Annotated in this window: 26 protein-coding genes and 1 pseudogene; 21 read left to right on the top strand and 6 right to left on the bottom strand. The window is 50.1% G+C overall.

The genetic code is table 11. The features are described 5' to 3' along the window. Positions 1 to 178 precede the first annotated feature (178 nt). The 3 genes from F4V61_RS04220 (at position 179) to F4V61_RS04210 (ending at position 3253) form a co-directional block, all read left to right on the top strand. Positions 179 to 1618: an SH3 domain-containing C40 family peptidase gene (locus tag F4V61_RS04220; RefSeq protein ID WP_170243767.1), complete on the top strand. Its 1440-nt coding sequence runs from the start codon at positions 179 to 181 to the stop codon at positions 1616 to 1618. A 202-nt stretch (positions 1619 to 1820) separates the two neighbouring features. Continuing rightward, positions 1821 to 2147, top strand: coding sequence for a hypothetical protein (locus F4V61_RS04215; RefSeq protein WP_038395733.1), 327 nt, complete (start codon positions 1821 to 1823; stop codon positions 2145 to 2147). A 440-nt stretch (positions 2148 to 2587) separates the two neighbouring features. Next, a complete protein-coding gene (locus tag F4V61_RS04210) occupies positions 2588 to 3253 on the top strand; it encodes a YecA family protein (protein WP_000781530.1) in 666 nt (221 codons plus the stop codon). 74 nt (positions 3254 to 3327) lie between these two features. Here the strand turns inward: F4V61_RS04210 and tyrP are convergent, their stop codons facing one another. After that, entirely contained in the window at positions 3328 to 4539 is a 1212-nt protein-coding gene (gene tyrP / locus F4V61_RS04205; RefSeq protein ID WP_024131842.1) for a tyrosine transporter TyrP, read from the bottom strand. A 226-nt stretch (positions 4540 to 4765) separates the two neighbouring features. Here tyrP and F4V61_RS04200 point away from each other — a divergent pair, with 226 nt between their 5' ends. Further along, positions 4766 to 5005, top strand: coding sequence for a YecH family metal-binding protein (locus tag F4V61_RS04200; protein ID WP_058819298.1), 240 nt, complete (start codon positions 4766 to 4768; stop codon positions 5003 to 5005). A gap of 44 nt (positions 5006 to 5049) precedes the next feature. Here the strand turns inward: F4V61_RS04200 and ftnA are convergent, their stop codons facing one another. Both ftnA and F4V61_RS04190 read right to left on the bottom strand, forming a co-directional pair. Then, the gene (ftnA, locus tag F4V61_RS04195) at positions 5050 to 5547 is read right to left on the bottom strand and encodes a non-heme ferritin (protein ID WP_038395737.1); all 498 of its coding nucleotides are present in this window, start codon (positions 5545 to 5547) and stop codon (positions 5050 to 5052) included. A gap of 348 nt (positions 5548 to 5895) precedes the next feature. Beyond that, on the bottom strand, positions 5896 to 6231 hold the full coding sequence (locus tag F4V61_RS04190) for a YecR-like lipofamily protein (RefSeq protein WP_058819297.1): 336 nt from the start codon (positions 6229 to 6231) through the stop codon (positions 5896 to 5898). Positions 6232 to 6486: 255 nt separating this feature from the next. On the opposite strand from F4V61_RS04190, the gene F4V61_RS04185 reads away from it, so the two are divergent. Together F4V61_RS04185 and F4V61_RS04180 are read left to right on the top strand one after the other, a co-directional pair. After that, positions 6487 to 7125 (top strand): RpiB/LacA/LacB family sugar-phosphate isomerase, encoded by a 639-nt coding sequence (locus tag F4V61_RS04185; RefSeq protein ID WP_000684801.1) that lies wholly within the window; start codon positions 6487 to 6489, stop codon positions 7123 to 7125. 167 nt (positions 7126 to 7292) lie between these two features. Continuing rightward, positions 7293 to 7544: a DUF2766 family protein gene (locus F4V61_RS04180; RefSeq protein ID WP_000019958.1), complete on the top strand. Its 252-nt coding sequence runs from the start codon at positions 7293 to 7295 to the stop codon at positions 7542 to 7544. An 86-nt stretch (positions 7545 to 7630) separates the two neighbouring features. Here F4V61_RS04180 and F4V61_RS04175 read toward each other — a convergent pair whose 3' ends face one another. Next, positions 7631 to 8134 (bottom strand): non-heme ferritin-like protein, encoded by a 504-nt coding sequence (locus F4V61_RS04175; RefSeq protein ID WP_000741711.1) that lies wholly within the window; start codon positions 8132 to 8134, stop codon positions 7631 to 7633. A gap of 546 nt (positions 8135 to 8680) precedes the next feature. Between F4V61_RS04175 and F4V61_RS04170 the strand changes: the two genes are divergently transcribed. The 4 genes and pseudogenes from F4V61_RS04170 (at position 8681) to otsA (ending at position 11961) form a co-directional block, all read left to right on the top strand. Further along, positions 8681 to 9238 carry a DJ-1/PfpI family protein gene (locus F4V61_RS04170; RefSeq protein WP_000754787.1) on the top strand — a complete coding sequence of 186 codons (558 nt, stop codon included), beginning with the start codon at positions 8681 to 8683 and terminating at the stop codon, positions 9236 to 9238. An 82-nt stretch (positions 9239 to 9320) separates the two neighbouring features. Further along, positions 9321 to 9599: pseudogene (gene araH / locus F4V61_RS04165) on the top strand (L-arabinose ABC transporter permease AraH); the annotation flags it as partial. A 162-nt stretch (positions 9600 to 9761) separates the two neighbouring features. Beyond that, complete coding sequence (gene otsB / locus F4V61_RS04160; RefSeq protein ID WP_000840118.1) at positions 9762 to 10565, top strand: trehalose-phosphatase; 804 nt, start codon at positions 9762 to 9764, stop codon at positions 10563 to 10565. Then, positions 10540 to 11961: an alpha,alpha-trehalose-phosphate synthase gene (otsA, locus tag F4V61_RS04155; protein ID WP_000089039.1), complete on the top strand. Its 1422-nt coding sequence runs from the start codon at positions 10540 to 10542 to the stop codon at positions 11959 to 11961. Before otsB ends, otsA begins: the two co-directional genes overlap by 26 nt. Positions 11962 to 11978: 17 nt before the next feature. Here otsA and uspC read toward each other — a convergent pair whose 3' ends face one another. Together uspC and F4V61_RS04145 are read right to left on the bottom strand one after the other, a co-directional pair. Then, the gene (gene uspC / locus F4V61_RS04150; RefSeq protein ID WP_038395744.1) at positions 11979 to 12407 is read right to left on the bottom strand and encodes a universal stress protein UspC; all 429 of its coding nucleotides are present in this window, start codon (positions 12405 to 12407) and stop codon (positions 11979 to 11981) included. A gap of 11 nt (positions 12408 to 12418) precedes the next feature. Next, positions 12419 to 12520 carry a hypothetical protein gene (locus tag F4V61_RS04145; protein WP_038395746.1) on the bottom strand — a complete coding sequence of 34 codons (102 nt, stop codon included), beginning with the start codon at positions 12518 to 12520 and terminating at the stop codon, positions 12419 to 12421. 673 nt (positions 12521 to 13193) lie between these two features. On the opposite strand from F4V61_RS04145, the gene flhD reads away from it, so the two are divergent. The 11 genes from flhD to F4V61_RS04090 all read left to right on the top strand — a co-directional run bounded on the left by flhD (position 13194) and on the right by F4V61_RS04090 (position 24200). Beyond that, positions 13194 to 13535 carry a flagellar transcriptional regulator FlhD gene (gene flhD, locus F4V61_RS04140; RefSeq protein WP_000557472.1) on the top strand — a complete coding sequence of 114 codons (342 nt, stop codon included), beginning with the start codon at positions 13194 to 13196 and terminating at the stop codon, positions 13533 to 13535. Beyond that, positions 13532 to 14116 (top strand): flagellar transcriptional regulator FlhC, encoded by a 585-nt coding sequence (flhC, locus tag F4V61_RS04135; protein WP_077905481.1) that lies wholly within the window; start codon positions 13532 to 13534, stop codon positions 14114 to 14116. Before flhD ends, flhC begins: the two co-directional genes overlap by 4 nt. Before the next feature lie 124 nt (positions 14117 to 14240). Continuing rightward, complete coding sequence (gene motA / locus F4V61_RS04130; RefSeq protein WP_000906316.1) at positions 14241 to 15128, top strand: flagellar motor stator protein MotA; 888 nt, start codon at positions 14241 to 14243, stop codon at positions 15126 to 15128. After that, entirely contained in the window at positions 15125 to 16054 is a 930-nt protein-coding gene (motB, locus tag F4V61_RS04125) for a flagellar motor protein MotB (protein ID WP_000795651.1), read from the top strand. Before motA ends, motB begins: the two co-directional genes overlap by 4 nt. Positions 16055 to 16058: 4 nt before the next feature. Beyond that, the gene (gene cheA, locus F4V61_RS04120) at positions 16059 to 18083 is read left to right on the top strand and encodes a chemotaxis protein CheA (protein ID WP_024131843.1); all 2025 of its coding nucleotides are present in this window, start codon (positions 16059 to 16061) and stop codon (positions 18081 to 18083) included. A gap of 20 nt (positions 18084 to 18103) precedes the next feature. Beyond that, entirely contained in the window at positions 18104 to 18607 is a 504-nt protein-coding gene (gene cheW, locus F4V61_RS04115; protein WP_000147289.1) for a chemotaxis protein CheW, read from the top strand. 388 nt (positions 18608 to 18995) lie between these two features. Next, complete coding sequence (locus tag F4V61_RS04110) at positions 18996 to 19565, top strand: Csu type fimbrial protein (protein ID WP_001034043.1); 570 nt, start codon at positions 18996 to 18998, stop codon at positions 19563 to 19565. A 10-nt stretch (positions 19566 to 19575) separates the two neighbouring features. Next, positions 19576 to 20118 (top strand): Csu type fimbrial protein, encoded by a 543-nt coding sequence (locus tag F4V61_RS04105; protein WP_001253169.1) that lies wholly within the window; start codon positions 19576 to 19578, stop codon positions 20116 to 20118. 10 nt (positions 20119 to 20128) lie between these two features. Beyond that, a complete protein-coding gene (locus F4V61_RS04100) occupies positions 20129 to 20890 on the top strand; it encodes a fimbrial biogenesis chaperone (RefSeq protein WP_012210057.1) in 762 nt (253 codons plus the stop codon). Continuing rightward, complete coding sequence (locus F4V61_RS04095) at positions 20866 to 23238, top strand: fimbria/pilus outer membrane usher protein (RefSeq protein ID WP_080161208.1); 2373 nt, start codon at positions 20866 to 20868, stop codon at positions 23236 to 23238. The genes F4V61_RS04100 and F4V61_RS04095 overlap by 25 nt, the downstream gene beginning before the upstream one ends. Beyond that, entirely contained in the window at positions 23235 to 24200 is a 966-nt protein-coding gene (locus F4V61_RS04090; RefSeq protein WP_000126953.1) for a Csu type fimbrial protein, read from the top strand. Before F4V61_RS04095 ends, F4V61_RS04090 begins: the two co-directional genes overlap by 4 nt. The last annotated feature ends 65 nt before the right edge of the window (positions 24201 to 24265 follow it).

The following is a 24265-nucleotide window of genomic DNA, read 5'->3' as shown; positions in this document are numbered from 1 at the left end:
AATATAATTAAAGGTAAATAGCAGGCGAATAGTCATCATAAGATAATGCGATCTGCATCACACTTTAATCACGTTTTGTAATTATGTCTTAATAACAGGTCAACTACAGATAATTTTAGGTTTTCGTAAATGGCGGTTTTGGTCAGTCTCTCTTTTGTGCTTTCCCTACTTTACGGAGATGATGATGCAAAACAAAGCTTGGGCCGTTTTATTGATGCCATTGTGCCTTACAGCCTGCCACCAGATGACCTATCGACCAACGGCCAAAGGTGAAATTTCCGAAAAGGACTATATTGATCCAACAAAAACGCGCTTTCCGTTAGCGGATTATTCACAGTCCGTCGATAAATGGATACCTCCGGACTCGGCTGATTTCGCTATTCCGGTTATTGATAGTACTACCCAACAACGCTACTTTAGCGCACTTAAATCCCATTATTTCGGAATGGATAATGAATCGCACTCGCCGTGGAATGCTGTTTATATAACAGGGTTGCTGAAAAAAAATGCAGGCCAGGTCCGGGATGCCAGTATTAAGCAGTTCCTTAGCGACGGCAGTACTTATTGGGGGGAAAATTTCAGACTTTATTCTTCACGCTGGAAAGAGGGGGTAAGAGGGAATGCTGACACGAGAATTGACAATATATATCATGCCTCCCGACGAGGTATTATGGTCAGAGAGAGTTTAGCCAGAGCTCTGCCAACGGACGATCCGTTATTTAACGATCCACGTCGAGCGGGCGAGGGGTACCCTTTCGATAACTTACAAATGTCTTCGCTGCGCCCCGGCACGCCTGTCTATACACTGACGGAAAGCAAAGACCAGCGCTGGCAATATGTTGTTTCACCGACGGTAACAGGCTGGGTTCATAGCGAAGATATTGCCAGTGTGGATCAGACATTTGTGAAGCAGTGGGTTTCGCTCGCTTATAAGCAACTGGGGGCATTTATCAGCGCGCCGGTTTCTGTCCATACCGCAGGCGTCTATTATTTTACCGGACGACCGGGCACCATTTTACCGTTCCGGTATAAACGGGCAGGGCTTTTCCTGATCGCAGCGCCCGTTCGCGACAGCAACGGCCGCGCGTCTATCCATTGGGTCTGGCTAAGCGACAAAGCGTTTACAGCTATGCCGTGGAAAATGACGCCGGAAAATATCGCAGTGCTAATGAAATCAATGGGCGGTGCCCCCTATGGCTGGGGAAATTTTAATTTTTATAATGATTGTTCAGCCGAAATCCGCAGTCTGTTGATGCCGTTTGGTATATTCCTGCCCAGGCATTCAACCGCGCAGGTAGAGGCTGCTGAACGAGTCGTTGATCTCAGCAATAAAAGTATCCAAATGCGGATCGATTATCTTACCAGATACGGTAAACCTTTTACTACGCTGGTTTATATTCCAGGGCATATTATGCTGTATATCGGCAACACAACCATGAATGGGCAGGTGGTGCCGGTCACTTACCAAAATATCTGGGGGTTGCGCCCGAATCATGCCAATAGCCGAAGCATTATAGGCGAGGCGGTATTTTTCCCTCTACTCCGTTTTTATCCTGAAAATCCTGAACTGGTATCGCTGGCTGGTAAAGTTCAGTTTAAACTTGGTTATATAGAATAGGTTGACAAGCTGTATTATCGCCGAAGACGTGAGTAAGGCAACTGTGTGCGGTGGATATAAAGATGGTATCCCTGTACACTGTGTCTGAAAAAGTTATGCTCTATAGTGCGGGCTGTTTATTTGACATACTATCCTGGATGTGGTCATGTTCCTGACACATTGAAGTGAGAGTTATTGTCAACGGTATCTGGCTGGAGGCTGGGTGGTAAAAAGACGTAGTTTATTGCATTTTAATAACCGTACCCGGTCGCAGCGCGATCTTGGGGAGCTGGTCAGTAAAGTTTTTGAGAAAGCGGTGAAAAAAGAACCGCAACCTCTATACACGTTTAGTCTGCCGTTGTTGAGTGTGCAGGATGAGATCCGTGCCTACTGTAAAAAGAAAAATATCAAAATAGGGTACGATACTCTGTTTATGGAAATAACTTTTTCTTCTGACAGAGAAGCGGTAGACGAACTCATCAAATACTTTTTTACTGAAAATAAGCTCTATTTAAGAGGGCGATTTTATTTGTCTGCGGCGGCGGTATAAGTAAGCATGAGTATAATATAGCGAGAAACATTCAGAATGCCTGTCCCGTTTTGCGTGCCGAAAGTGTAGCGATTATTACCCTGAGTAAAGGATGTCGGCTTTCAATAAGGGTTAAGGTGTTTTACTCATATATGACAGTGGTGCCCACTTTGCGATGAGGAATAGATGCAGGGAGGCCTCTCATCGACGGAGAGTGCGTGGGCAATGACCGCCCGGGGGGCGCTAACGCCGGTTCACATGTCTGGCTTTAGTGTGGCTTTGGGCGCTTCTTATTGGAAAAACTGCTTCCCGATTCGCCTTTTGTGCATTAACTTCCGGAATCCTCCTCATTTCGTGTTAATCTGGCCTCTGATGGTTGCCATCCAAACTGCCTGCAAAAATTATTTTATCCGCTGCAACAAGAGAACCACAGACGGAAGTTATTACTGAGGAAAAGCGTTATGAAAATGGAACCATTAAACGAGAGCGACCTGGAATGGCTGGATGATGTGCTGACGAAATACAATACCGATCATGCCATTCTGGATGTCGCGGAGCTGGACGGTTTGATTACTGCGGTACTGAGTTCTCCGCATCCAATCGAGCCGGAACAGTGGCTGGTTGCGATATGGGGTGGACCCGCGTATGTACCGCGCTGGACATCTGAAAAAGAAATGACGCGATTTATGGACCTGGTGTTCCAGCACATGGCGGACACAGCCGCCCGGCTTGAAGACTATCCAGAACAGTTCGAGCCGCTGTTTGGCCTGCGAGAAGTGGATGGCCATGAACTAACGATTGTTGAAGAATGGTGCTTTGGTTATATGCGTGGAGTGTCGCTGTCCGACTGGTCTGATTTGCCGGATACGTTAAAACCGGCGCTGGAGGCGATTGCATTACACGGCACTGAAGAAAACTTTAACCTGCTGGATAAAATGAGTCCGGAAGCGTTCGATAAAAGTGTTGACGCTATCCGTATCGCGGCGCTTGAGCTGCATGCCTGGTGGATGGCGCATCCGCAGACTACGCCGCGACAGATGCCGGCAAAAGCAGAGGTGAAAGTGGGACGTAACGATCCTTGTCCATGCGGGAGCGGCAAAAAATTTAAGCAGTGCTGCCTCCATTAATTCCCTGTAAACGACCATCGCGTGATGATTATCGGGGCTGGATAGAGGCCGGGCCCGATAACCCTTTCTGGGTATTAACCTGGTTCGGGCAGGAATCCCATTGCGATCGTAAACTGGACGCCGATTACGACAATGCCGCAGATAAACACCAGCGCCAGCGCCGGGGTGCCGCCTGCCACACGATATCCCGCCTGAGGGTTGTGTTTACGGCATTGCCAGACCAGCATGGCCGGGATTAGCAGAGCCAGCACTGCCAGCGCCACGCCGGCATAGCCTAATGCCATCACAAATCCGCGTGGGTAGAAAAGTGCAAACGCCAGCGGCGGCAGAAAGGTAATCAGCCCGGTTTGCATACGCCCAGACACCGTACTGCGACGCTGGAATAGATCGGCCAGATAATCAAATAATCCTAGCGCTACGCCCAGAAAAGAGGTCGCCAGCGCCAGATCGGCGAACAGGTGGACCGCCAGTTCGACATGTGGCGAAGCGACCACTTCTCTGAGCGCCTGCAGCAGACCATTTAACCCGGCATGGCTGGCCAGTAGCCCTCTGAATGTCGGCGAATCGATGCTTCCCAGCGTGGCGAGTTGCCAAAAAATATAGGCCACTAACGGAATGCCGCTGCCCGTTATAAAGACCCCGCGCAGCCTGCGAATGTTGCCGTTCATATAACTCACAATACTCGGCACGCTTCCGTGAAAACCAAAGGAGGTAAAAATAACCGGTATTGCGGATAATGCCAGCCCCTGCTGTAAAGGAAGCGTAAGAAGATTTACTTTATGAATATGTGGTGTTAGCAACGCAAGCATGATGACCAGAAAAATGATCTTCGCGCTAAACAGAAAACGGTTAAAAAGATCGACCAGCGAGGTACCCACACACACCACACCACCGGCAACAAAGGTGAATAGCAGTACACCGGCGGCAGGAGAGAGCGTGGCGCTGACCCAGTTGTTAATACTGGACGCCAGCAACTCTCCGGCCCCGGAGATGTAGGCGGCGGTGAGCGCATACATTAAGAACAGCATGCTGAATCCCGTAAGCCACTGTCCGTAACGCCCAAGGTAGCGCTTTGCCAACGAGCCCAGTCCGGTATCCGCTGGAACGTGTTGATACACCTCAAGTAACAGTAGCGCGGTATAACACATCAGCGCCCATAGTCCAATCAACAATCCCAGCGTGACGCCGAAACCAACGCCAGCTGCTGCCAGCGGCATTGCCAGCATCCCGGCGCCGATAGTGGTGCCTGCCACGATAAAAATACTGCCCAGAGTTCTGTTTTTCACGCTTTTCACTACCCCGGTAACAAAGAACGGTGATATCCGCGGCGCAGGGTAAGGCATTACGCTATTTTCGTCAAATGGTCGTTACAATCAACGTACAATAAACTTTACGCTTATATAAATAAAATCTGATATGGGAGGAGGCGCGCGCAACCATCGCAAACCTGCGCTAGCGCAAAGTCGTTCGCACAAGTACACATTAAGCTACGGGTTTTATTCAGGAGGGATTATGGATTCTATTCATGGTCATGAGGTGCTCAATATGATGATTGACTCTGGCGAGCAGTATACGCATACCTCGCTGGAAGCGGCAATTAAAGCGCGCTTTGGCGAGCGGGCGCGATTTCACACCTGTTCAGCGTCAGATATGACGGCGGCGGAACTGGTCGCGTTTCTGGCGGCGAAAGGAAAGTTTATTGCCGTGGATGGCGGTTTTTCAACGCATGAGAGTAAGATCTGCCGCCATTAATATGTACAGTGAGAGTACATCTCACCGTACAGGAAAGCGTCGGATTAATTTTGCGTATCCAGCGTTGAAAGTTCTTTATCAATGAAATAAAGTCCTTCGCCGCTTTTTCCTGCCAACGTTAACTTATCAATAATAGATTTGAATAATTTTTCTTCTTCGTGCTGTTCTGCAACATACCACTGTAAGAAGTTAAATGTCGGATAATCCTGGCTGGCCATTGCGGCATGAGCCAGTTCATTAATTTTCTGCGTAATAAGCTGCTCATGCTCATAGGTTGCGCGGAACAGTTCATCCAGTGAGGTGTACTCAGCGAAGGGCGAAGAAACGGTATTAATACGTGGCAGGCTTCCGGTGTCGGTAAGGTAATCGAACAGGCGTTGCATATGCGTCATCTCTTCTTGCGCATGGCGACGAAGAAATGCGGCTGCCCCTTCGAAACTGTGATAGCTACACCACGCGCTCATTTGTTGATAGAGCAATGAAGAGTACAACTCCAGATTCATTTGCTCATTCAGCTTGTCGATCATTTCTGTTTTCAGCATTGTTCCGCTCCACAAATAGCAAAAGATATACAGTGATGTGGCGCCACTATAATTTGTTATTTTATTATTTGCAAAAGGTAAAATATTAAATTTAATTATTAAAAATACGAATGGGAATAAAACGCATTAACGCCTCTATATACTCTAAATAATGCAAGTTGCAGGCAGTCGACGACACAGCTGATCCCCGGGCGCTTATATAAGCGTCCGGGGAGCGAGATAAGCCAACACACATACAGCCTGAAGAATAGCGAGCATAAAAGTAAAGAAAGCCAGCACCCAGAGGCTGGCAATAGCGACCAGACGCTATCCTCCATTGTGCGTGGTGCTTAAGCTAAACCAGCCACCTTAATAATAAAGCGGCATTATTTGCGGGACGGCTACGCCCCGACATTGCCAGGAGAGGATAAATCGGGTGTTCAAACACAAAGAGCCAGCATAAATGCTACAGGTTCCTACCGGCTGACCAAACGAGACAGCATCAGCATACCCCATTTGCTGGCATTCTCGTGTCGCGGTCCCGTGAGAAACATAGTCATCTGTCTGTGAGGTAAAAAATAGCGGCTGGTTATACGTCAGGCGCACAATGCCGCTTATCGGGCTGGCTTCGCTGACCTGCGCTTGTCGAGTAATGGTACATCCCGTCAGGGCTAGCAGTAAAAGAGTAAAAATAAGAGGCTTCATAAAATCGCTCCGATAGTTCGGTATCACACCATGCTACCTCGTGCTTTTCATCATCAATGGCTGGAATAACTTACGGATTCGCCCTGATTAGAGGTAACGGCAGGAGATTTACGGCGGGCACCAAAAATTTGTGAGCCTCTTTTTATTTTTCGAAACTTAGTTTCATTAAATTTGAAATTGTGTTTGTAAGGGTGTAGTGTGGGCGAAATGTCATGATTTACGCAGGCGCGACTGCCTGCATTCAGGAGGAACACCATGAAAATTGCACTAATGATGGAAAATAGCCAGGCCAGCAAAAACGCTATCATTTATAACGAGCTTAGCGCCGTCGCCGATGAAAAGGGATTTCCCGTCTTTAACGTCGGCATGTGCGACGAAAATGACCATCATCTGACGTACATTCATTTAGGTATTATGGCGAGTATTCTGCTTAATTCAAAAGCTGTTGATTTTGTGGTTACTGGCTGTGGTACCGGTCAGGGCGCGCTCATGTCGCTAAATATTCATCCTGGCGTCATTTGTGGTTATTGCATCGATCCGGCAGATGCTTTTTTGTTTGCGCAGATCAACAACGGCAATGCGTTGTCCCTGCCATTTGCGAAAGGCTTTGGCTGGGGCGCTGAGCTGAACGTGCGTTTTATCTTTGAAAAAGCGTTTACCGGCCGTAAAGGCGAGGGCTATCCGCCTGAACGCAAAGCGCCGCAGGTACGCAATGCGGGCATTTTGAATCAGGTTAAGGCTGCGGTTGTCAAAGAGAATTATCTGGATACACTACGGGCTATCGATCCTGAACTGGTTAAAACAGCGGTTTCAGGGCCGCGTTTCCAGGAATGTTTTTTTGAAAACGGCCAGAATAAAGAGATTGAAGTGTTTGTACGTGAGATTCTGGAGTAATGCCTGCCCGATAAGACAGGGCGTTTCGCTCCTCTCGCCAGGCATGATGTGCAAATAAAAAATCTGTGGCGACAGGTTTCATCTTTGGCATGCAGACCAGAAACGGTGTTGCTACCGTTTCTGGCGATGAATGGTTACTATGACGTCCTGACTATAAGGAGTTCATAATGTCCCATACACTTAATGCCGACCAGGAACTGGTTTCTGACGTTGTCGCTTGTCAGTTGGTTATCAAGCAGATTCTGGATGTAATCGATGTGATTGCGCCCGTAGAAGTACGCGAAAAAATGGCCAGTCAGTTGAAAAATATCGACTTTTCAAACCATCCAGCTGCCGCTGATCCGGTTACAATGCGCGCCATCCAAAAAGCGATAGCGCTGATCGAACTGAAGTTTACGCCCCAGGGCGAGTCTCATTAACAACCTCTTACTGCAGGCCGGATACGCCGCTTCGCGTTGTTATCCGGCTTAATAACGTCTCAATATCGCCGTTCGGGTAGCCGTTATCAGTGAGGCTGATAGGTCACGACGTTAAGGAGATGCTGATCGGTTTGCGCCAGGCATAGCCCTGCTTGTTTAGCGCTGCGAACTTCTTCGAGAATGGTTTGTAAAAGTACGCCATCCTGTTGCTGCTCTTTTTCCAGTGTATGGAGAAAATCAAGCGTTGAGACATCATTCAGCGCTTTCGCCTCGTTCGCAAGACGTGACAGCGTGCTGGCCCGTTGCTGGTAATCCTCGAGAGTTCTCTGGAACAGATCTTCCAGAGAACTTAGCTCATCACCAGGAACGTCAATGGCTTTGACGATAGGGGTGGCGCCAGCGCTTTTCATAAAATTAAACATGCGCATCATTTGCGTCACGTTGCATTGCGCCTGGGTACGAAGAAAGGTGGCGGTGCCTGTTAAACTGTGTTCAGAACACCATTCGCTTAGATGGAGGTAAAGATTTGATGCGTAAAACTCAAGGTTCATTTGCGTGTTGAGTTTTTGAACCATTCCTACTGCTGCCATAACAATATCCTTATTTCCAGAAAGTGTTGATGTGCATGACGGACAAAAATGCAACGCGCCATTGTCTACTTTCACATCCACGCACAATAAATACTTTTAGCAGAAGAACTCCGTTCCGCCAGTCCCTTATACGATCTAATTTCCTGTTTATTGATAGGTAATGAGAATAGCGCGTTAATAAAAATAAGAAAATCCTTAAATGCACTTGTTTATCTTTTTTTACATTTTCAGTAGCGGGACTTTCCAGTGATAATGTTTTTTGTTGTGTTTGTGTAATTATAACTGGTTGAAAATAATTATACATCATCACCATTCGCTTTGTGAAACATTGTTTCAAATCATAAAAAAGGCGTTTAAATCATGGTAATCTCAATAAGATAAACATTATCTGATCTGGCTGTCACATGTAAGAACGGTTGATAGCAAATTCACCTTTTTTATAAAAAAGGATTTTGCGGCAGATCATTTTTAATGTCATAAATCACACGGGCTCATTATTCGGTTGAGCACGGTTTTGATGGTTGACACGTTAACAAGGAGTAGGCAATGAAAAAGGTCGCAGTGCTGCTGGCGCCAGGATTTGAAGAGGCAGAGGCCATTGTTACTATTGATATTCTGCGGCGTTTGCATATTGATGTAGAAACGCTGGCGTGTGCTGAATCACGAGCGGTGGTGAGTTACCATGATATTCCCATGGTTGCGGACAACACGCTGAGTGAACGCCAGCAGGCGCTTTTCGATGCGGTAGTTCTGCCGGGCGGTCCGCAGGGTAGCGCCAATCTGGCCGATAATCCGGCGGTGATCGCTTTCGTTGCGCGTCATGACGCGGCAGGTAAATTAATTTGTCCTATCTGTTCCGCTGCGGCAAGGGTACTGGGCGCCCACGGATTGCTGAAGGGGCGTCGTTATGTTTGTTCCGGCGAACTGTGGAAAGCGGTTCAGGAAGGAATCTATGTGGATGCGCCCGTTGTTGAAGACGGCAATTTAATCAGCGGCAAAGGTTTGGGGCATGTCTTTGATTTCGCGCTAACCCTTGCCGCCAGACTGCTGGAAGATGACGCGTCGGTTCGCGAACAAGCCGACCATATTTATTATCCCTGGTAATCGTTATTCGCCCGGGGCTGTCGTATCCGGTTTTGAGGTGATAAAAATTGCTGTTCCGGACGGGGAAATAACGTTAAATGCTATCATTCAGGTTTCGCATCTAACCAGTGCTCAGCCAATGACCTCCCTGGGGTATGAGTTAATCGTGATGTCTGCGTGCGTATTAGGGGGCGTTTTCCTGCAAGGCGGCATCGGAAAAATCTCATATGTGGTGGCGGGCGTATTGATATTAGGAACGGTGGAGAACGCGATGAGCCTGCTCACTATTTCTCCTTTTGCGCAGTATGTGGTTCGCGGCTTAATCGTTCTGGCAGCAGTCATCTTCGACCGTTATAAGCAAAAATCGAAGCGTACGATTTGATGAATTAACATTCAACTGAACAGTATAGCTCCACGCCATCGCCAGCCGCTACCTCGGCTGGTGATGGCCGTTCTAAATGGCGAGCAGCGTCACACTGTCTATACTTACATGGTTAATGAGACCGTTTGTGAGTCTCACTATGATGATAAGGAGGAGACCAGGGTGGCAGAACCGTTAACCGTATCCCCCGAACTCACTGCGAACTATGCGTATTTTTTTGACCTTGATGGCACACTGGCAGAGATAAAGCCTCATCCCGATCAGGTAGTCGTACCGCATAAAATCCTTCAGTTGTTAGACCGTCTTGCGGCGCACAACGCAGGGGCACTGGCATTGATTTCAGGGCGCTCAATGACCGAGCTGGATGCTTTGGCGAAACCCTTTCGCTTTCCGCTTGCTGGCGTTCACGGAGCAGAGCGTCGTGACATCAATGGTAAAACCTATGTCGTGAGCCTTCCTGAATCGGTAGTCCGTCAGGTGGAGGAATTATTACGTTCGACGCTAGCGGAGTTGCCAGGGGCGGAACTGGAGACGAAGGGCATGGCGTTTGCGCTGCACTACCGTCAGGCTCCGGAACATGAAGCGGCACTGTTGGCGCTTTCGCAACACGTTACGCAACACTGGCCGCAACTGGCGTTGCAGCCTGGGAAATGCGTCGTGGAAATCAAACCTAAGGGAACCAACAAAGGCGAAGCGATTGCCTCCTTTATGCAGGAGGCTCCATTTGCGGGACGGATTCCCGTTTTCGTGGGAGACGATTTGACCGATGAGGTTGGCTTTGGCGTGGTGAATCACGCTGGTGGAATTTCCGTGAAAGTGGGCGTCGGAACAACCCAGGCGGCTTGGCGACTGGAAAGCGTACCCGACGTCTGGCGCTGGCTGGAGCAAATCAATTATCCACAACAAGAACAAGAAGTAATGAATAACAGGAGAGATGGCTATGAGTCGTTTAGTCGTAGTATCTAATCGAATTGCCCCCCCGGATAACAAAGGCGGCGCTGGCGGCCTCGCCGTTGGCGTGCTTGGCGCGCTAAAAGCGGCTGGTGGGTTGTGGTTCGGCTGGAGTGGCGAGACAGGTAACGAGGATGAGCCATTAAAAAAGGTGACAAAAGGGAATATTACCTGGGCATCGTTTAATCTGAGTGAACAAGATTACGAAGATTATTACTGTCAATTTTCTAATGCTGTCCTCTGGCCTGCGTTCCACTATCGTCTGGATTTGGTACAGTTTCAGCGTCCGGCATGGGAAGGCTACATGCGGGTTAATGCGTTATTAGCCGATAAGTTACTGCCTCTTATCAAAGAGAACGACATCATTTGGGTGCATGACTACCACTTATTACCATTTGCCAGCGAACTGCGTAAACGTGGCGTGAACAACCGAATTGGTTTTTTCCTGCATATTCCCTTCCCGACGCCGGAGATCTTTAACGCCTTACCGCCGCATGATGAACTTCTGGAGCAGTTATGTGACTTTGATCTGCTGGGGTTCCAGACGGAAAATGACCGGCTGGCTTTTCTGGATAGTCTTTCAAGTCAGACACGCGTCACGACTCGCAGCGGCAAACACCATATCGCGTGGGGTAAAGACTTCCAGACAGAAGTGTATCCTATTGGTATTGAACCCGATGAGATTGCCCTACAGGCTGCCGGGCCGTTGCCGCCTAAATTGGTGCAGCTCAAAGCGGAACTGAAAAATGTGAAGAATATTTTTTCCGTTGAGCGACTGGATTATTCGAAAGGACTGCCGGAACGCTTTCTGGCGTATGAAGCGCTGCTGGAAAACTATCCGCAACACCGGGGAAAAATTCGTTATACCCAAATCGCGCCTACGTCACGCGGAGAAGTACAGGCGTATCAGGATATCCGTCACCAGCTTGAGACGGAAGCAGGTCGTATTAATGGGAGATATGGGCAACTGGGTTGGACGCCGCTCTATTATCTGAACCAGCATTTTGACCGTAAGCTGTTAATGAAGATATTCCGTTATTCAGATGTCGGGCTCGTCACACCGCTCCGTGATGGAATGAACCTGGTGGCAAAAGAGTTTGTCGCCGCGCAGGATCCCGCTAACCCTGGCGTATTGGTACTGTCACAGTTTGCCGGCGCGGCGAATGAACTGACGTCGGCGTTAATCGTCAATCCTTACGATCGGGATGACGTGGCGGCGGCACTCAATCGCGCTTTAACGATGCCGCTTGCCGAGCGTATTTCGCGTCATGCGGAAATGCTCGACGTGATTGTTAAAAATGACATTAACCGTTGGCAGGAGCGTTTTATTCATGATCTAAAGGAGGTCACGCCGCGCAGCGCTGAGCGTCGGCAGCAGAACAACGTGGCGACGTTCCCTAAGCTGGCCTGATGTATCGCGAACGGCGACTAATCGCCCGCTAACGGCACCAGCAACACATCTGCCTGGCTGGCGCTAACGACACTTTTTGCTGAGCAGGACGCTCGCGAAAAGAAACTGTGGTTATGGTTGCCGCAAATGACCAGATCAACATGGTGTTTGCGGCACACATCTATAATATGCGGACTTAACTCACCGTAGGTGATGAAGGTTTGTTCAATCGGATAATCCGCTTTCTTCCCAAGCATCTCAAGAAAATTCTTAGTCTCTTCATGCATAACCGCGCGTAAGTCCTCCATCATGGGCGCGGCGAACTGGTTATACAGCTCAGGATCGGAAGCGAGGGTAATCAGACTTATTTTCGCCTGAATAGGGCGGGCAATAGAGACCGCTTTAGCCAGTAGCTGGTGACTTTCCGGGGTGACGGCAACGGCGACAAGAATATGGGTGTAGCTCATAACTCGCTCCTTTATTGCAAGAATATGAGGTTGTCCTTTAGCTTTACTCTGTTTATCTCATTTCTGCAATGTGGTAATACAACATTAATGTGAAGGATATCATAATTAATCATTAATTATTCTTATGAAATGAATAATATCATAAGACGCTTTTTACACGTCATTAAGGTGCTTTGATTAACCGGATGAATAATTAGGGCTAAAAGTTAAATTAATTGAGCTTGAGCTTTACCTCGCTGGGTTTATGCTGGTGTATTATTGATTAATAACGGTTAATATTTAACTTGCTGTTTACTAAAGGTAAAATAAAAACGTTTCTAAAATAGAAATAATAGCCTGTTATCTATTACCTTACCGTTATTTTAACATAGGGAAACAAAAAAGTATTTGGCGTTGACGTGCCCCTATTCATCAGTACGGATTAGAAAAATTGAATGCTAGGTTATTAAATAAACAAAATAAAAGCCATGCTGATGGTTTTATCGTATGTATTCAGTTAAAATATGTGACTTGCATCACATATTTTCTAAAATCGCTGTCTCGCTCCGTTGTATGTCGCGAGGCTGACGAGTAGAGTTGCGTCGAATTAGGAAAAATCTTAGGCATTTGTAAAAAATGATGTAAACGTGTAAGGCGAATCCCTACGGGAGGCTGCGCTATACGTCGCAATGTCTGAGCGCTGCTATGCATTTGACCTTTTTGCTTCTTTTACCGGGCCTTCCCGGCGACATCACGGGGTGCGGCTACGCCGCACAAAAATAAAGTTGGTTATTCTGGATGGGAACAATGCATACATCCGAGTTGCTAAAACACATTTATGACATCAATTTGTCATATTTACTCCTTGCACAGCGTTTGATCGTCCAGGACAAAGCATCTGCGATGTTCCGCCTCGGTATCAACGAAGAGATGGCAAATACACTGGGCGCGTTGACCCTGCCGCAGATGGTCAAACTGGCTGAGACGAACCAGCTGGTTTGTCATTTCCGGTTTGACGATCATCAGACGATCACCCGTTTAACTCAGGATTCGCGCGTCGACGATTTACAGCAGATTCACACAGGTATCATGCTTTCAACGCGTTTACTCAATGAAGCGGACGAAACGGCGCGTAAGAAAAGGGCGTGATAATGAGTGAAAAAAGCATAGTTCAGGAAGCTCGCGATATCCAATTGGCGATGGAGTTGATTAATCTTGGCGCTCGCCTGCAAATGCTGGAAAGCGAAACACAGCTCAGTCGTGGTCGCCTCATCAAGCTGTACAAAGAGTTACGCGGTAGCCCGCCGCCTAAAGGGATGCTGCCATTCTCGACAGACTGGTTTATGACCTGGGAGCAAAATATTCATGCTTCCATGTTCTGTAATGCCTGGCAGTTTTTACTTAAAACCGGCTTGTGTAGCGGCGTGGATGCGGTAATTAAAGCTTATAGACTTTATCTTGAGCAGTGTCCGCAACCGCCTGAGGGGCCGCTGTTGGCTCTGACCCGCGCATGGACTCTGGTGCGTTTTGTTGAAAGCGGACTGCTCGAATTATCAAGCTGCAACTGCTGCGGCGGAAATTTTATCACCCATGCGCATCAGCCAGTAGGCAGCTTTGCGTGTAGTTTATGCCAGCCGCCATCCCGTGCAGTAAAAAGACGTAAACTTTCCCGGGATGCTGCCGATATTATTCCACAACTGCTGGATGAACAGATCGAAGAGGCTGTTTAACCGAAACGGTGTGGACAAACACTCCAGCAGCGGTAAGTCATTACCGCTGCTTTTTTTTGCCTTACCATCGCGTTAATCGCCCGACTGCGCATCCTGTCATAGTCAACAGCGGAAGGATGATGTCGTGCTTATCTTATTGGGTTACCTGGTGGTTATCGGTACAGTTTTCGGCGGTTATGTCATGACCGGTGGACACCTTGGGGCACTCTATCAACCCGCTGAACTGGTCATCATTGGCGGCGCGGGGATAGGGGCGTTTATTGTCGGCAACAACGGGAAGGCCATCAAAGGCACGATGAAAGCGATCCCGCTGTTGTTTCGTCGATCGAAATACACGAAAACCATGTACATGGATCTGTTGGCGCTGCTCTATCGCCTGATGGCCAAATCACGTCAGCAGGGAATGTTCTCCCTTGAGCGCGATATTGAAAATCCGAAAGAGAGTGAAATCTTCGCCAGTTATCCGCGTATTCTGGCCGATGCGGTAATGCTTGATTTTATTGTGGATTATCTGCGCCTGATCATCAGCGGCAACATGAACACGTTCGAAATTGAAGCGTTGATGGATGAAGAGATTGAAACCCATGAAAGCGAGTCGGAAGTCCCTGCCAACAGTCTGGCGATGGTGGGGGATTCGCTGCCTGCCTTTGGTATCGTAGCTGCGGTAATGGGAGTGGTTCACGCTCTGGCTTCAGCCGATCGCCCGGCCGCCGAATTGGGGGCGCTGATTGCCCATGCCATGGTAGGAACATTCCTCGGTATTTTACTGGCTTATGGATTTATTTCACCGTTGGCTACCGTTTTGCGCCAGAAGAGCGCCGAAACCACCAAAATGATGCAGTGCGTAAAAATTACATTGCTGTCTAATCTGAACGGTTATGCGCCGCCGATTGCCGTGGAATTTGGACGTAAAACGCTTTATTCCAGTGAACGTCCGTCGTTTATCGAGCTGGAAGAACATGTTCGCGCGGTGAGAAACCCAAACCAGCAGCAGACGACTGAGGAAGCATGAAAAATCAGGCCCATCCCATTGTCGTCGTAAAACGTCGCAAGCACAAACCGCACGGCGGCGGGGCGCACGGTTCCTGGAAGATTGCCTACGCCGATTTTATGACGGCGATGATGGCTTTTTTTCTGGTGATGTGGCTGATTTCCATCTCCAGCCCTAAAGAATTAATTCAGCTTGCCGAATATTTTCGCACGCCGTTGGCCACTGCGGTAACGGGCGGTAATCGAATTGCCAATAGCGAGAGTCCGATACCTGGCGGCGGTGATGATTACACCCAACAACAGGGTGAAGTGGAAAAGCAGCCGAATATTGACGAGCTGAAAAAACGGATGGAGCAGAGTCGGTTAAATAAACTGCGCGGCGATCTGGATCAACTGATCGAATCCGATCCCAAACTGCGCGCGTTACGTCCGCATCTGAAGATTGATTTAGTTCAGGAGGGGTTGCGCATCCAGATTATCGACAGCCAGAATCGCCCAATGTTTAAAACCGGCAGCGCCGAGGTTGAGCCATATATGCGCGATATCCTACGCGCGATTGCGCCAGTGCTAAACGGTATTCCTAATCGCATTAGCCTGGCGGGCCATACCGATGACTTTCCCTACGCGAATGGCGAAAAAGGCTATAGCAACTGGGAGTTATCCGCCGATCGCGCCAATGCCTCGCGTCGCGAACTGGTCGCAGGCGGGCTGGATAACGGAAAAGTATTACGGGTGGTAGGCATGGCCGCCACGATGCGGTTGAGCGATCGCGGTCCCGATGACGCCATTAACCGCCGTATAAGTCTGCTGGTGTTAAACAAGCAGGCGGAACAGGCCATTTTGCATGAAAACGCTGAAAGCCAGAATGAGCCGGTAAGTGTATTACAACAGCCTGCGGCAGTCCCGCCGGCAAGCGTACCCACATCGCCACAAGCCGAACCGAGGTGATAGCGTGAGCATGGATATTAGCGATTTTTATCAGACATTTTTTGATGAAGCTGACGAGCTGTTGGCAGATATGGAGCAGCATCTGCTGGATTTGGCGCCGGAATCCCCGGACGCTGAACAACTGAACGCCATTTTTCGCGCGGCGCACTCCATTAAAGGCGGCGCAGGGACATTCGGTTTCACCATTCTGCAGGAAACCACACATTTAATGGAAAACCTGCTGGATGCAGCCCGACGCGGTGAAATGCAGCTCAATACCGACATTATCAACCTGTTTTTGGAAACGAAAGATATTATGCAGGAACAGCTCGACGCCTATAAAAACTCCGAAGAGCCGGATGCCGCAAGCTTCGAATATATCTGCAACGCGCTACGCCAGTTGGCGCTGGAAGCGAAGGGCGAAACCACGCCAGTGGTCGTCGAAACTGCGGCATTAAGCGCGGCTACTCAGGAAGAACGCGTAGCCGAAACCGAAGCGCCTCATGATGAGAGTAAACTGCGCATTGTACTTTCGCGGTTGAAAGCCAGTGAGGTCGATCTGCTTGAAGAAGAGTTGGGTAATCTGGCTACCCTGACGGATGTCGTTAAGGGGGGGGATTCACTGTCGGCGACTCTGGATGGCAGCGTCGCAGAAGATGATATTGTCGCCGTGCTCTGTTTCGTCATTGAGGCCGATCAGATCGCTTTTGAAAAAGTTGTCGCCGCGCCGGTTGAAAAAGCGCAAGAAAAAACTGAGGCGGCGCCGACAGCGCCTCCGGCGGCGGTTGCGCCTGTCGCCAAAAGCGCGGCGCATGAACATCATGCAGGTCGCGCAGAGCGTGAAAAACCTGCGCGTGAACGCGAGTCTACCAGTATTCGCGTGGCGGTAGAGAAAGTGGATCAGCTCATAAACCTGGTCGGCGAGTTAGTGATTACCCAGTCAATGTTGGCCCAGCGTTCTAATGAGCTGGACCCGGTAAACCACGGCGATCTCATTACCAGTATGGGACAGTTACAACGTAACGCCCGCGACTTGCAAGAGTCGGTGATGTCGATTCGCATGATGCCTATGGAATATGTCTTCAGCCGTTTTCCTCGTCTGGTTCGCGATTTAGCAGGCAAACTGGGCAAGCAGGTAGAGCTGACGTTGGTCGGCAGTTCTACGGAACTTGATAAAAGTTTGATCGAGCGCATTATCGACCCGCTAACGCACCTGGTGCGCAACAGTCTCGACCACGGGATTGAAATGCCGGAAAAACGCCTCGAAGCCGGAAAAAATGTTGTCGGCAACCTGATCCTTTCGGCAGAGCACCAGGGCGGAAATATTTGTATTGAAGTGACCGATGACGGCGCGGGGCTTAACCGTGAACGTATTCTTGCGAAGGCCATTTCGCAGGGCATGGCGGTGAATGAAAACATGACCGACGATGAAGTGGGTATGCTGATTTTCGCGCCGGGATTTTCGACTGCGGAGCAGGTAACGGACGTCTCTGGTCGCGGCGTTGGCATGGATGTCGTGAAACGTAACATCCAGGAGATGGGCGGTCACGTTGAGATCCAGTCGAAACAGGGCTCCGGCACCACGATTCGTATTCTGCTGCCGCTGACGCTGGCAATACTTGATGGCATGTCTGTTCGCGTAGCGGGGGAGGTTTTTATTCTGCCGTTGAATGCGGTGATGGAGTCGCTGCAACCGCGTGAAGAAGATCTTCATCCGCTGGCGGGCGGCGAGCGGGTTCTGGAAGTCCGCGGCGAGTATTTGCCGCTGGTCGAATTGTGGAAAGTGTTTGACGTGGAAGGGGCGAAAACCGAAGCCACACAGGGAATTGTCGTGATCCTGCAAAGCGCGGGACGCCGTTACGCGCTGCTGGTCGATCAGCTTATAGGCCAGCACCAGGTAGTGGTCAAAAACCTGGAAAGCAACTATCGCAAGGTGCCGGGTATTTCCGCCGCGACGATCCTTGGCGATGGCAGCGTCGCGCTGATTGTTGATGTTTCTGCATTGCAGGGGTTAAACCGCGAACAACGTATGGCGATCACAGCCGCCTGATTGAGTGAGAAGGGAATAATATGACCGGTATGAGTAATGTAAGCAAACTGGCCGGCGAGCCGTCAGGTCAGGAATTCCTGGTGTTTACACTGGGAGATGAAGAGTACGGTATCGATATCCTGAAAGTGCAGGAGATCCGTGGCTATGACCAGGTGACGCGCATCGCCAATACACCCGCCTTTATTAAAGGGGTGACTAACCTACGTGGCGTGATTGTACCTATTGTCGATCTGCGCGTGAAGTTCTGCGCAGGCGACGTTGAGTATGACGATAATACGGTGGTGATCGTACTGAACCTGGGTCAACGCGTCGTCGGGATTGTGGTAGACGGCGTGTCTGACGTACTGTCGTTAACGGCAGAACAAATCCGTCCGGCGCCAGAATTTGCCGTGACCTTGTCAACGGAATATTTGACGGGACTGGGCGCGCTCGGCGAGCGTATGCTGATTCTGGTGAATATCGAAAAACTGCTAAACAGCGAAGAGATGGCGCTGCTGGATATCGCAGCGTCGCACGTCGCATAATGGCATTGCCGGATGGCGTCGCGTCATCCGGCAATATTAACCGTTAAGCTTCCACCAGCGATGATATTTCATCTTCATCGCCCTCACCTTGTACCTCTTCATTTTGTCCTGACTGCTTAACCGTGTTTGTGTGATCATGATCGCATAAGAATGAATATATCCTCGATAAACGTAGCGTTAACTCACATGCATTTAATTTAATGAATTGATAAATATGATTTTTTAAGTCAATACGCGATCGGTATGAGCTTATGTTGCGCCAGTGGTTTATTCCCCAGACATAAACTAAATTTTTGTTTACCAATTTGTTATTCCTGATTCACGTTGATAGTCGCGCCACGTACTGGGGGATAACCAGATAAGTATGAGGGGTTGGGGAGATAAAAAGATGAATAAAATTTACCTTGTGCTGGTTGCTGCGGGTCTCGCTTCAGGCGCTTTGTCTCCGGCATTTGCGGTGACCAGCAACGGAACTATTGGTGCGACGCTGACGTTGACCAACGGTTGCCTGATTAATGGCTCGCCGGGTCAAAATGGGATCAATTTCGGGACGCTGGACTTTGGTACGCATCCGGCGACCTTTTCTGAACTGACCACGCAGTTAACTGGCGCGGGCGGCGGCAACAGTTTTGGTATCCAGTGTACGACCGCCAACTACACGGTGCAGGTTACCGGAAATACCAACGTGACCGCACCTGGTACTACCATCGGAACGCCCGGCACGCCAGCGCGTTATCTGATGAATTCAGCGAATACCAGCCAGGGTGTCGCATACCGTCTTTATAGCGACAGCAGTTTTAATAACGAGATCACTAACAATACGCCGATACCGAAAGCGAATACCACCGCAGGCGTAGACAACTACACGCTATATGGTCGCATTCAGGGCGGCGGCAACAGCGTTACGGTTAACCCAGGCATCTATACCGACACCATTAACGTCAGCGTTATCTACTGACAGAAAAACCATGCGACGTAAAAACGCACGCTTTCTGAACGGGAGCGGGAAACGGTTATGCCTGATGCTGGCGCTACTGGGGGGGATGGCACCGCCGCTTCCGGCAGTGACGACGCAATCTTTTCAGCTTAACGCCACTATTACGCCGGGGTGCAGCGTCGCCACCGGCAGCGGCGGAACGCTAGGTACACTGAACTTTGGCACATACAGCGGCGTGGAAAATCGTCAAATTAATACTCGTTTTGTACCGGGAACGACGGTGAATCTGGCCTGTACGCCAGGCGTGGCGTTAAGCATGAGTATTGATGGTGGTCGCCAGTATACCTCAGTGCGCAACATGCAACGTTCAGGCGGCAGTGAGCGGGTCGCTTACCGGTTATACAGCTCGGCATCACTGGCGGCAAACAGCGAGATAGGCGTCAATCAATCTGTTCCCGTGCTTTATACCGACAGCAATAACATTGCGTTACCGCTTTTCAGCGCCGCATTTTTGAGCGGATTTAGCCCGGCAGGCACCTATTCCGATCAACTGACCGTGACCTTGTCATGGTAATAAGGGAGACATGATGAAATTTACGGTCCTTTTCAGGCGCGTTTTGCTGGCGCTGGCGGGTCTATTTTTTTCACTTGGGGCAAATAGCGGCGCCGCTATTTTATTGTGGCCGATCGATCCCTGGCTTGCCGCAGAGAGGAACGCAAGCGAACTGTGGATTGAGAATCGGGGCGACGCGCCGACGACCATGCAGGTACGTATTGTGCGCTGGCGCCAGCAAGGGGGGTTCGAGCGTTATCAGAATCAGCAAGATGTGGTTGCCAGCCCACCGATTGTGCGCATTGAAAAAGGGAATAAGCAGTTGATTAGGCTGATAAAACAAACAAAAGCCCCTGACGGAGCAGAACAGGCTTATCGCATTATTGTTGATGAGATCCCCTCATCCGATAACGCCGGTACGCCGCCGATGGGACTAAAAATACAGATGCGCTACTCTTTGCCGCTGTTCGTTTATGGGCAAGGCATCGCAACCTGGCCTGGGGAAGAACATCATGCCCGCGCCAGTGTACCGCAGTTGCAGTGGCGTGTGATTCGAGAAAATGGGGCGCCATTTCTGGAGGTGCGTAACCAAGGGGCGGTACATGTTCGCCTCAGTAAAACGAGTGTGCGCCAGGGAAGTGAAACGCGTTCCCTGGCGGATGGCTTGTTGGGGTACGTGCTTCCAGGTAGCTATCGGCGCTGGCCGCTACCCCCAGGAATGACACAGCCGACGGAATTGACAGCGACGATTAACGCTCAGGGTGGGCAATGGCAGTCTGGCCCCACGCGCTAAGCGGCGTAGCGATGTTCCTGGTCAGTAGTGTGTACGCCGGAGATGATGCTCTCCCGCCGCCGCCTGATGGGGAGGTTATGAACGAGCAGGCGGTATTTCACCTGACGTTAATTATCAACCATTTCGATAGCAAGCAGGTGGTCCCCGTCACGTGGCGACAGAATGATTTTTATGTTGCCAGCGTGGATCTACAACGTGCCGGACTGCCTGCCGATAAGCTGCCGCCGGGAGAGGTTAATATGTCGCAACTGTCTGGAGTAAAAACGGAATATGACAGCGGCAGACAGCGCCTGTTACTGTCGGTTCCCCGTGACTGGTTACCTGAGCGTCCTGTCTCTTTTGGCGGCGAGCCGACGCAAATCACGCCGCAAAACGGTCAAGGGGCGCTGCTGAATTATGATTTTTATACTAGTCATACCCAACATGGCGATGGACAGGCATCGCTCTGGCATGAGTTACGCTTTTTTAACGATGTCGGTTTTTTCTCTTCTACCGGCTATCTTCGCCAGCGTCTGACAGGGGATAACAATCAACAAGAGGGCTATGTGCGTTATGACACGGTATTTACTGCGATGCATGAAGAGAGCGCGACACAATGGCGGTTGGGCGATGTGGTTAGCGATGCCTTAAGCTGGAGCAGCAGCGTGCGTGTCGGCGGTATTTCATGGGGGAGGGACTTTTCGCTACGTCCGGATTTAGTCACCTGGCCCTTACCAACGTTTTCCGGAGAAGCGGTCGTTCCGACGGCGGCGGATCTGTTTATTAATGGTTATCAGGCGGGATCGACGCAGATTCAGCCTGGGCCATTCACCTTGACTAACCTGCCGTATATTAACGGCGCGGGGGAGGCCGTACTGGTTACCCGCGATGCACTGGGCAGGCAGGTGAGTACTACACTTCCATTTTATGTCGCCAGCGATCTGCTCAAAACGGGAATGACCGACGGCGCGGTAACGTTCGGCAGTTTACGCCGCAACTACGGCCTCGAAAATTTTGACTATGGGCCAGCGTTGGGCAGCGCCACATACCGTTATGGCGCGAGTGATTATATTACTCTGGAAAGTCATGGCGAGGGGGCGAAATCGCTGGCGTTGGCGGGGGCTGGCGCGCTGGTCAGACTGGGGCGTTTCGGCGTAGTAAATGGCGCCTTAAGTGAAAGCCGGATGCGGGGAAATCCTGGCGAACAGCGAACCTGGGGATATCAGTACAATACCTCTGCTTTTAGCCTTGCCACACAGCATAGTCGTCGTACTCGCGGGTTTGGCAATCTGGCGTTATATGATCAACTTCCCCGTGTGGATGACGATAATTTCCCCCAGGCATCGTTGAGCCAGCGCAGCGATCAGTATTCGCTGACGTTTAACATGGGCACGTTTGGTAATGTCGGCGCCGCGTGGATTGGCGTTCGCACTTTCGACGCGCAAAAAACAGAATTACTTAACCTCTCCTGGAGCCGGAATTTATGGCGAAGTAGCAGCCTTTATCTGGCGGCTAGCCGGGACCAGCAACAGGGGGAATGGACGCTGGCGATGTCGTTACAAATTCCGCTCGGCGCGCGGGATAGCGCAGCGTTGAGCATGGAGAAAACGCCAGACGCTGGGCAGACGCAGCGTATAAATTATAACCATGCTATGCCAACAGACGGCGGATTTGGCTGGAATCTGGCATGGGCGCGACAATCTCAGCGTCACAACTATCAGCAGGCAACGCTGGGCTGGCGAAACAATAATGTGGAGTTGCAGGGCGGCGTGTACGGTGAAAGCGATGCATTTACCGGTTGGGGGGAAGCGCAGGGAGCTGTGGTTCTGATGGATAATCATTTCTTTACCGCCAATAAAATTAATGACGCTTTTGCGCTCATTAGCACTGATGGACATGCGGATGTACCCGTGAATTATGAGAACCAGCCAGTAGGAAAAACCAATGTTCAGGGCTATTTATTGATCGCTGGCGTGTCGGCGTATTATCCGGCGCATTACAGTATTAATACCCTTAATTTACCTGCCGATACTCGCCTGAAAGAGACCGGTCGTCGTATTGCGATCCGGCGGCAAAGCGGTTTTCTGGTTGAGTTCCCGCTGGAGCAGTCGCGGGCCGCCAGCGTCATTTTATATAATGAGCAGGGGGAGCCATTACCGTTGGCAAGCTTGGTGCTGCGGCCGCAAAACGCGTCCGCGGTCGTCGGATACGATGGCATCGTCTGGCTGGAGGATCTGGAATCGGTAACGCCGCTGCAGGCAGTAACACCGGACGGTACTCGATGTGAGGCTACGCTTACGCTTGCCGCGAATCCTGATCATAAATTGCAGACCTACGGGCCGCTTGTTTGTCGAAGTAAGGCCTTATGACTGCACGAATTTTATGGCTGTTGGCCTTACTATTTTTCGTGCCCGGAGTGTGGGCGGCCTGTAGCGTCGCCACTACCAGCGGCGCATTCGGTAGCGTATCGTCTTTTATGTTAAACAGCTCTGAGCAAACTACTAGCGCCAATGTGCTGGTGCAGTGCGACGTGGTGCTGGGGCTGCTGAATAACGATACGGTGACATTAACCTACACCGGTGCGTCAGTCTCAGCCGGTACTCGCGCTGCCCTGAAACGTACAGATAATACCAGTATCACGGACACTATTCCGGTTCGGTTATGTGGACAGGCTGGATGCGCAAATAACAGTGAGATTGCCATCAACGGCAGTTATACCTGGAACGGCAGTACGCTATTGTCCTTACTGGGATCTCGTCGTTTTACATTACCGCTCTGGTTTCGTACCACGTCTGGCCTTAACGTTAGCGCCGGGCCGTACCAGGTAACATTCAATTTCAGCGTTTACTACAATATTTGTCAGGTCGGTCTTTTAGGGATCTGCGGGACGGCGCAAACGGGAACTGCGGCGACAACGTTGCAATTAACGTTAACAGTAGCCAATGACTGTATTGCGATTACTGCGCCCGATGTCAATTTTGGCAGCGCGCCGCTGGTCAAGAATTTTCCAGTGATAAGTCAGAGCGTGGCGGTCACTTGCACCAAAGGAAGCGTGTATAGCGTAGGTATCAATAATGGTGCATATGCAAACGGTAACAGCAGAAACATGGCCAGTGGCAGTAACCGGTTGAATTATGAAATTTACAAGGGCGCGACCAACAACCGATGGGGCAGTAGCGGCAGTGAACGGTGGGCGAGCGAGGCATCCTCGGCTATTAGCGCCGATGGTCTGCTGCGAACGTATAATTATAACGCAAAAATTCTTACTAACCAGCCTACGCCGCCCGCTGGTGTCTATAGTGATACGGTTGTAGTCGATATCACCTTCTAGCGCAGGGTTTTTCCTTTTCGCAAATGTAAAGTTATTACCGCAGGTGCCGATAACGTTGATAACTC

The organism is Salmonella enterica subsp. arizonae, from assembly GCF_008692845.1.
Taxonomy (GTDB): domain Bacteria; phylum Pseudomonadota; class Gammaproteobacteria; order Enterobacterales; family Enterobacteriaceae; genus Salmonella; species Salmonella arizonae.
This window is presented reverse-complemented; position numbering and strand designations above follow the sequence as displayed.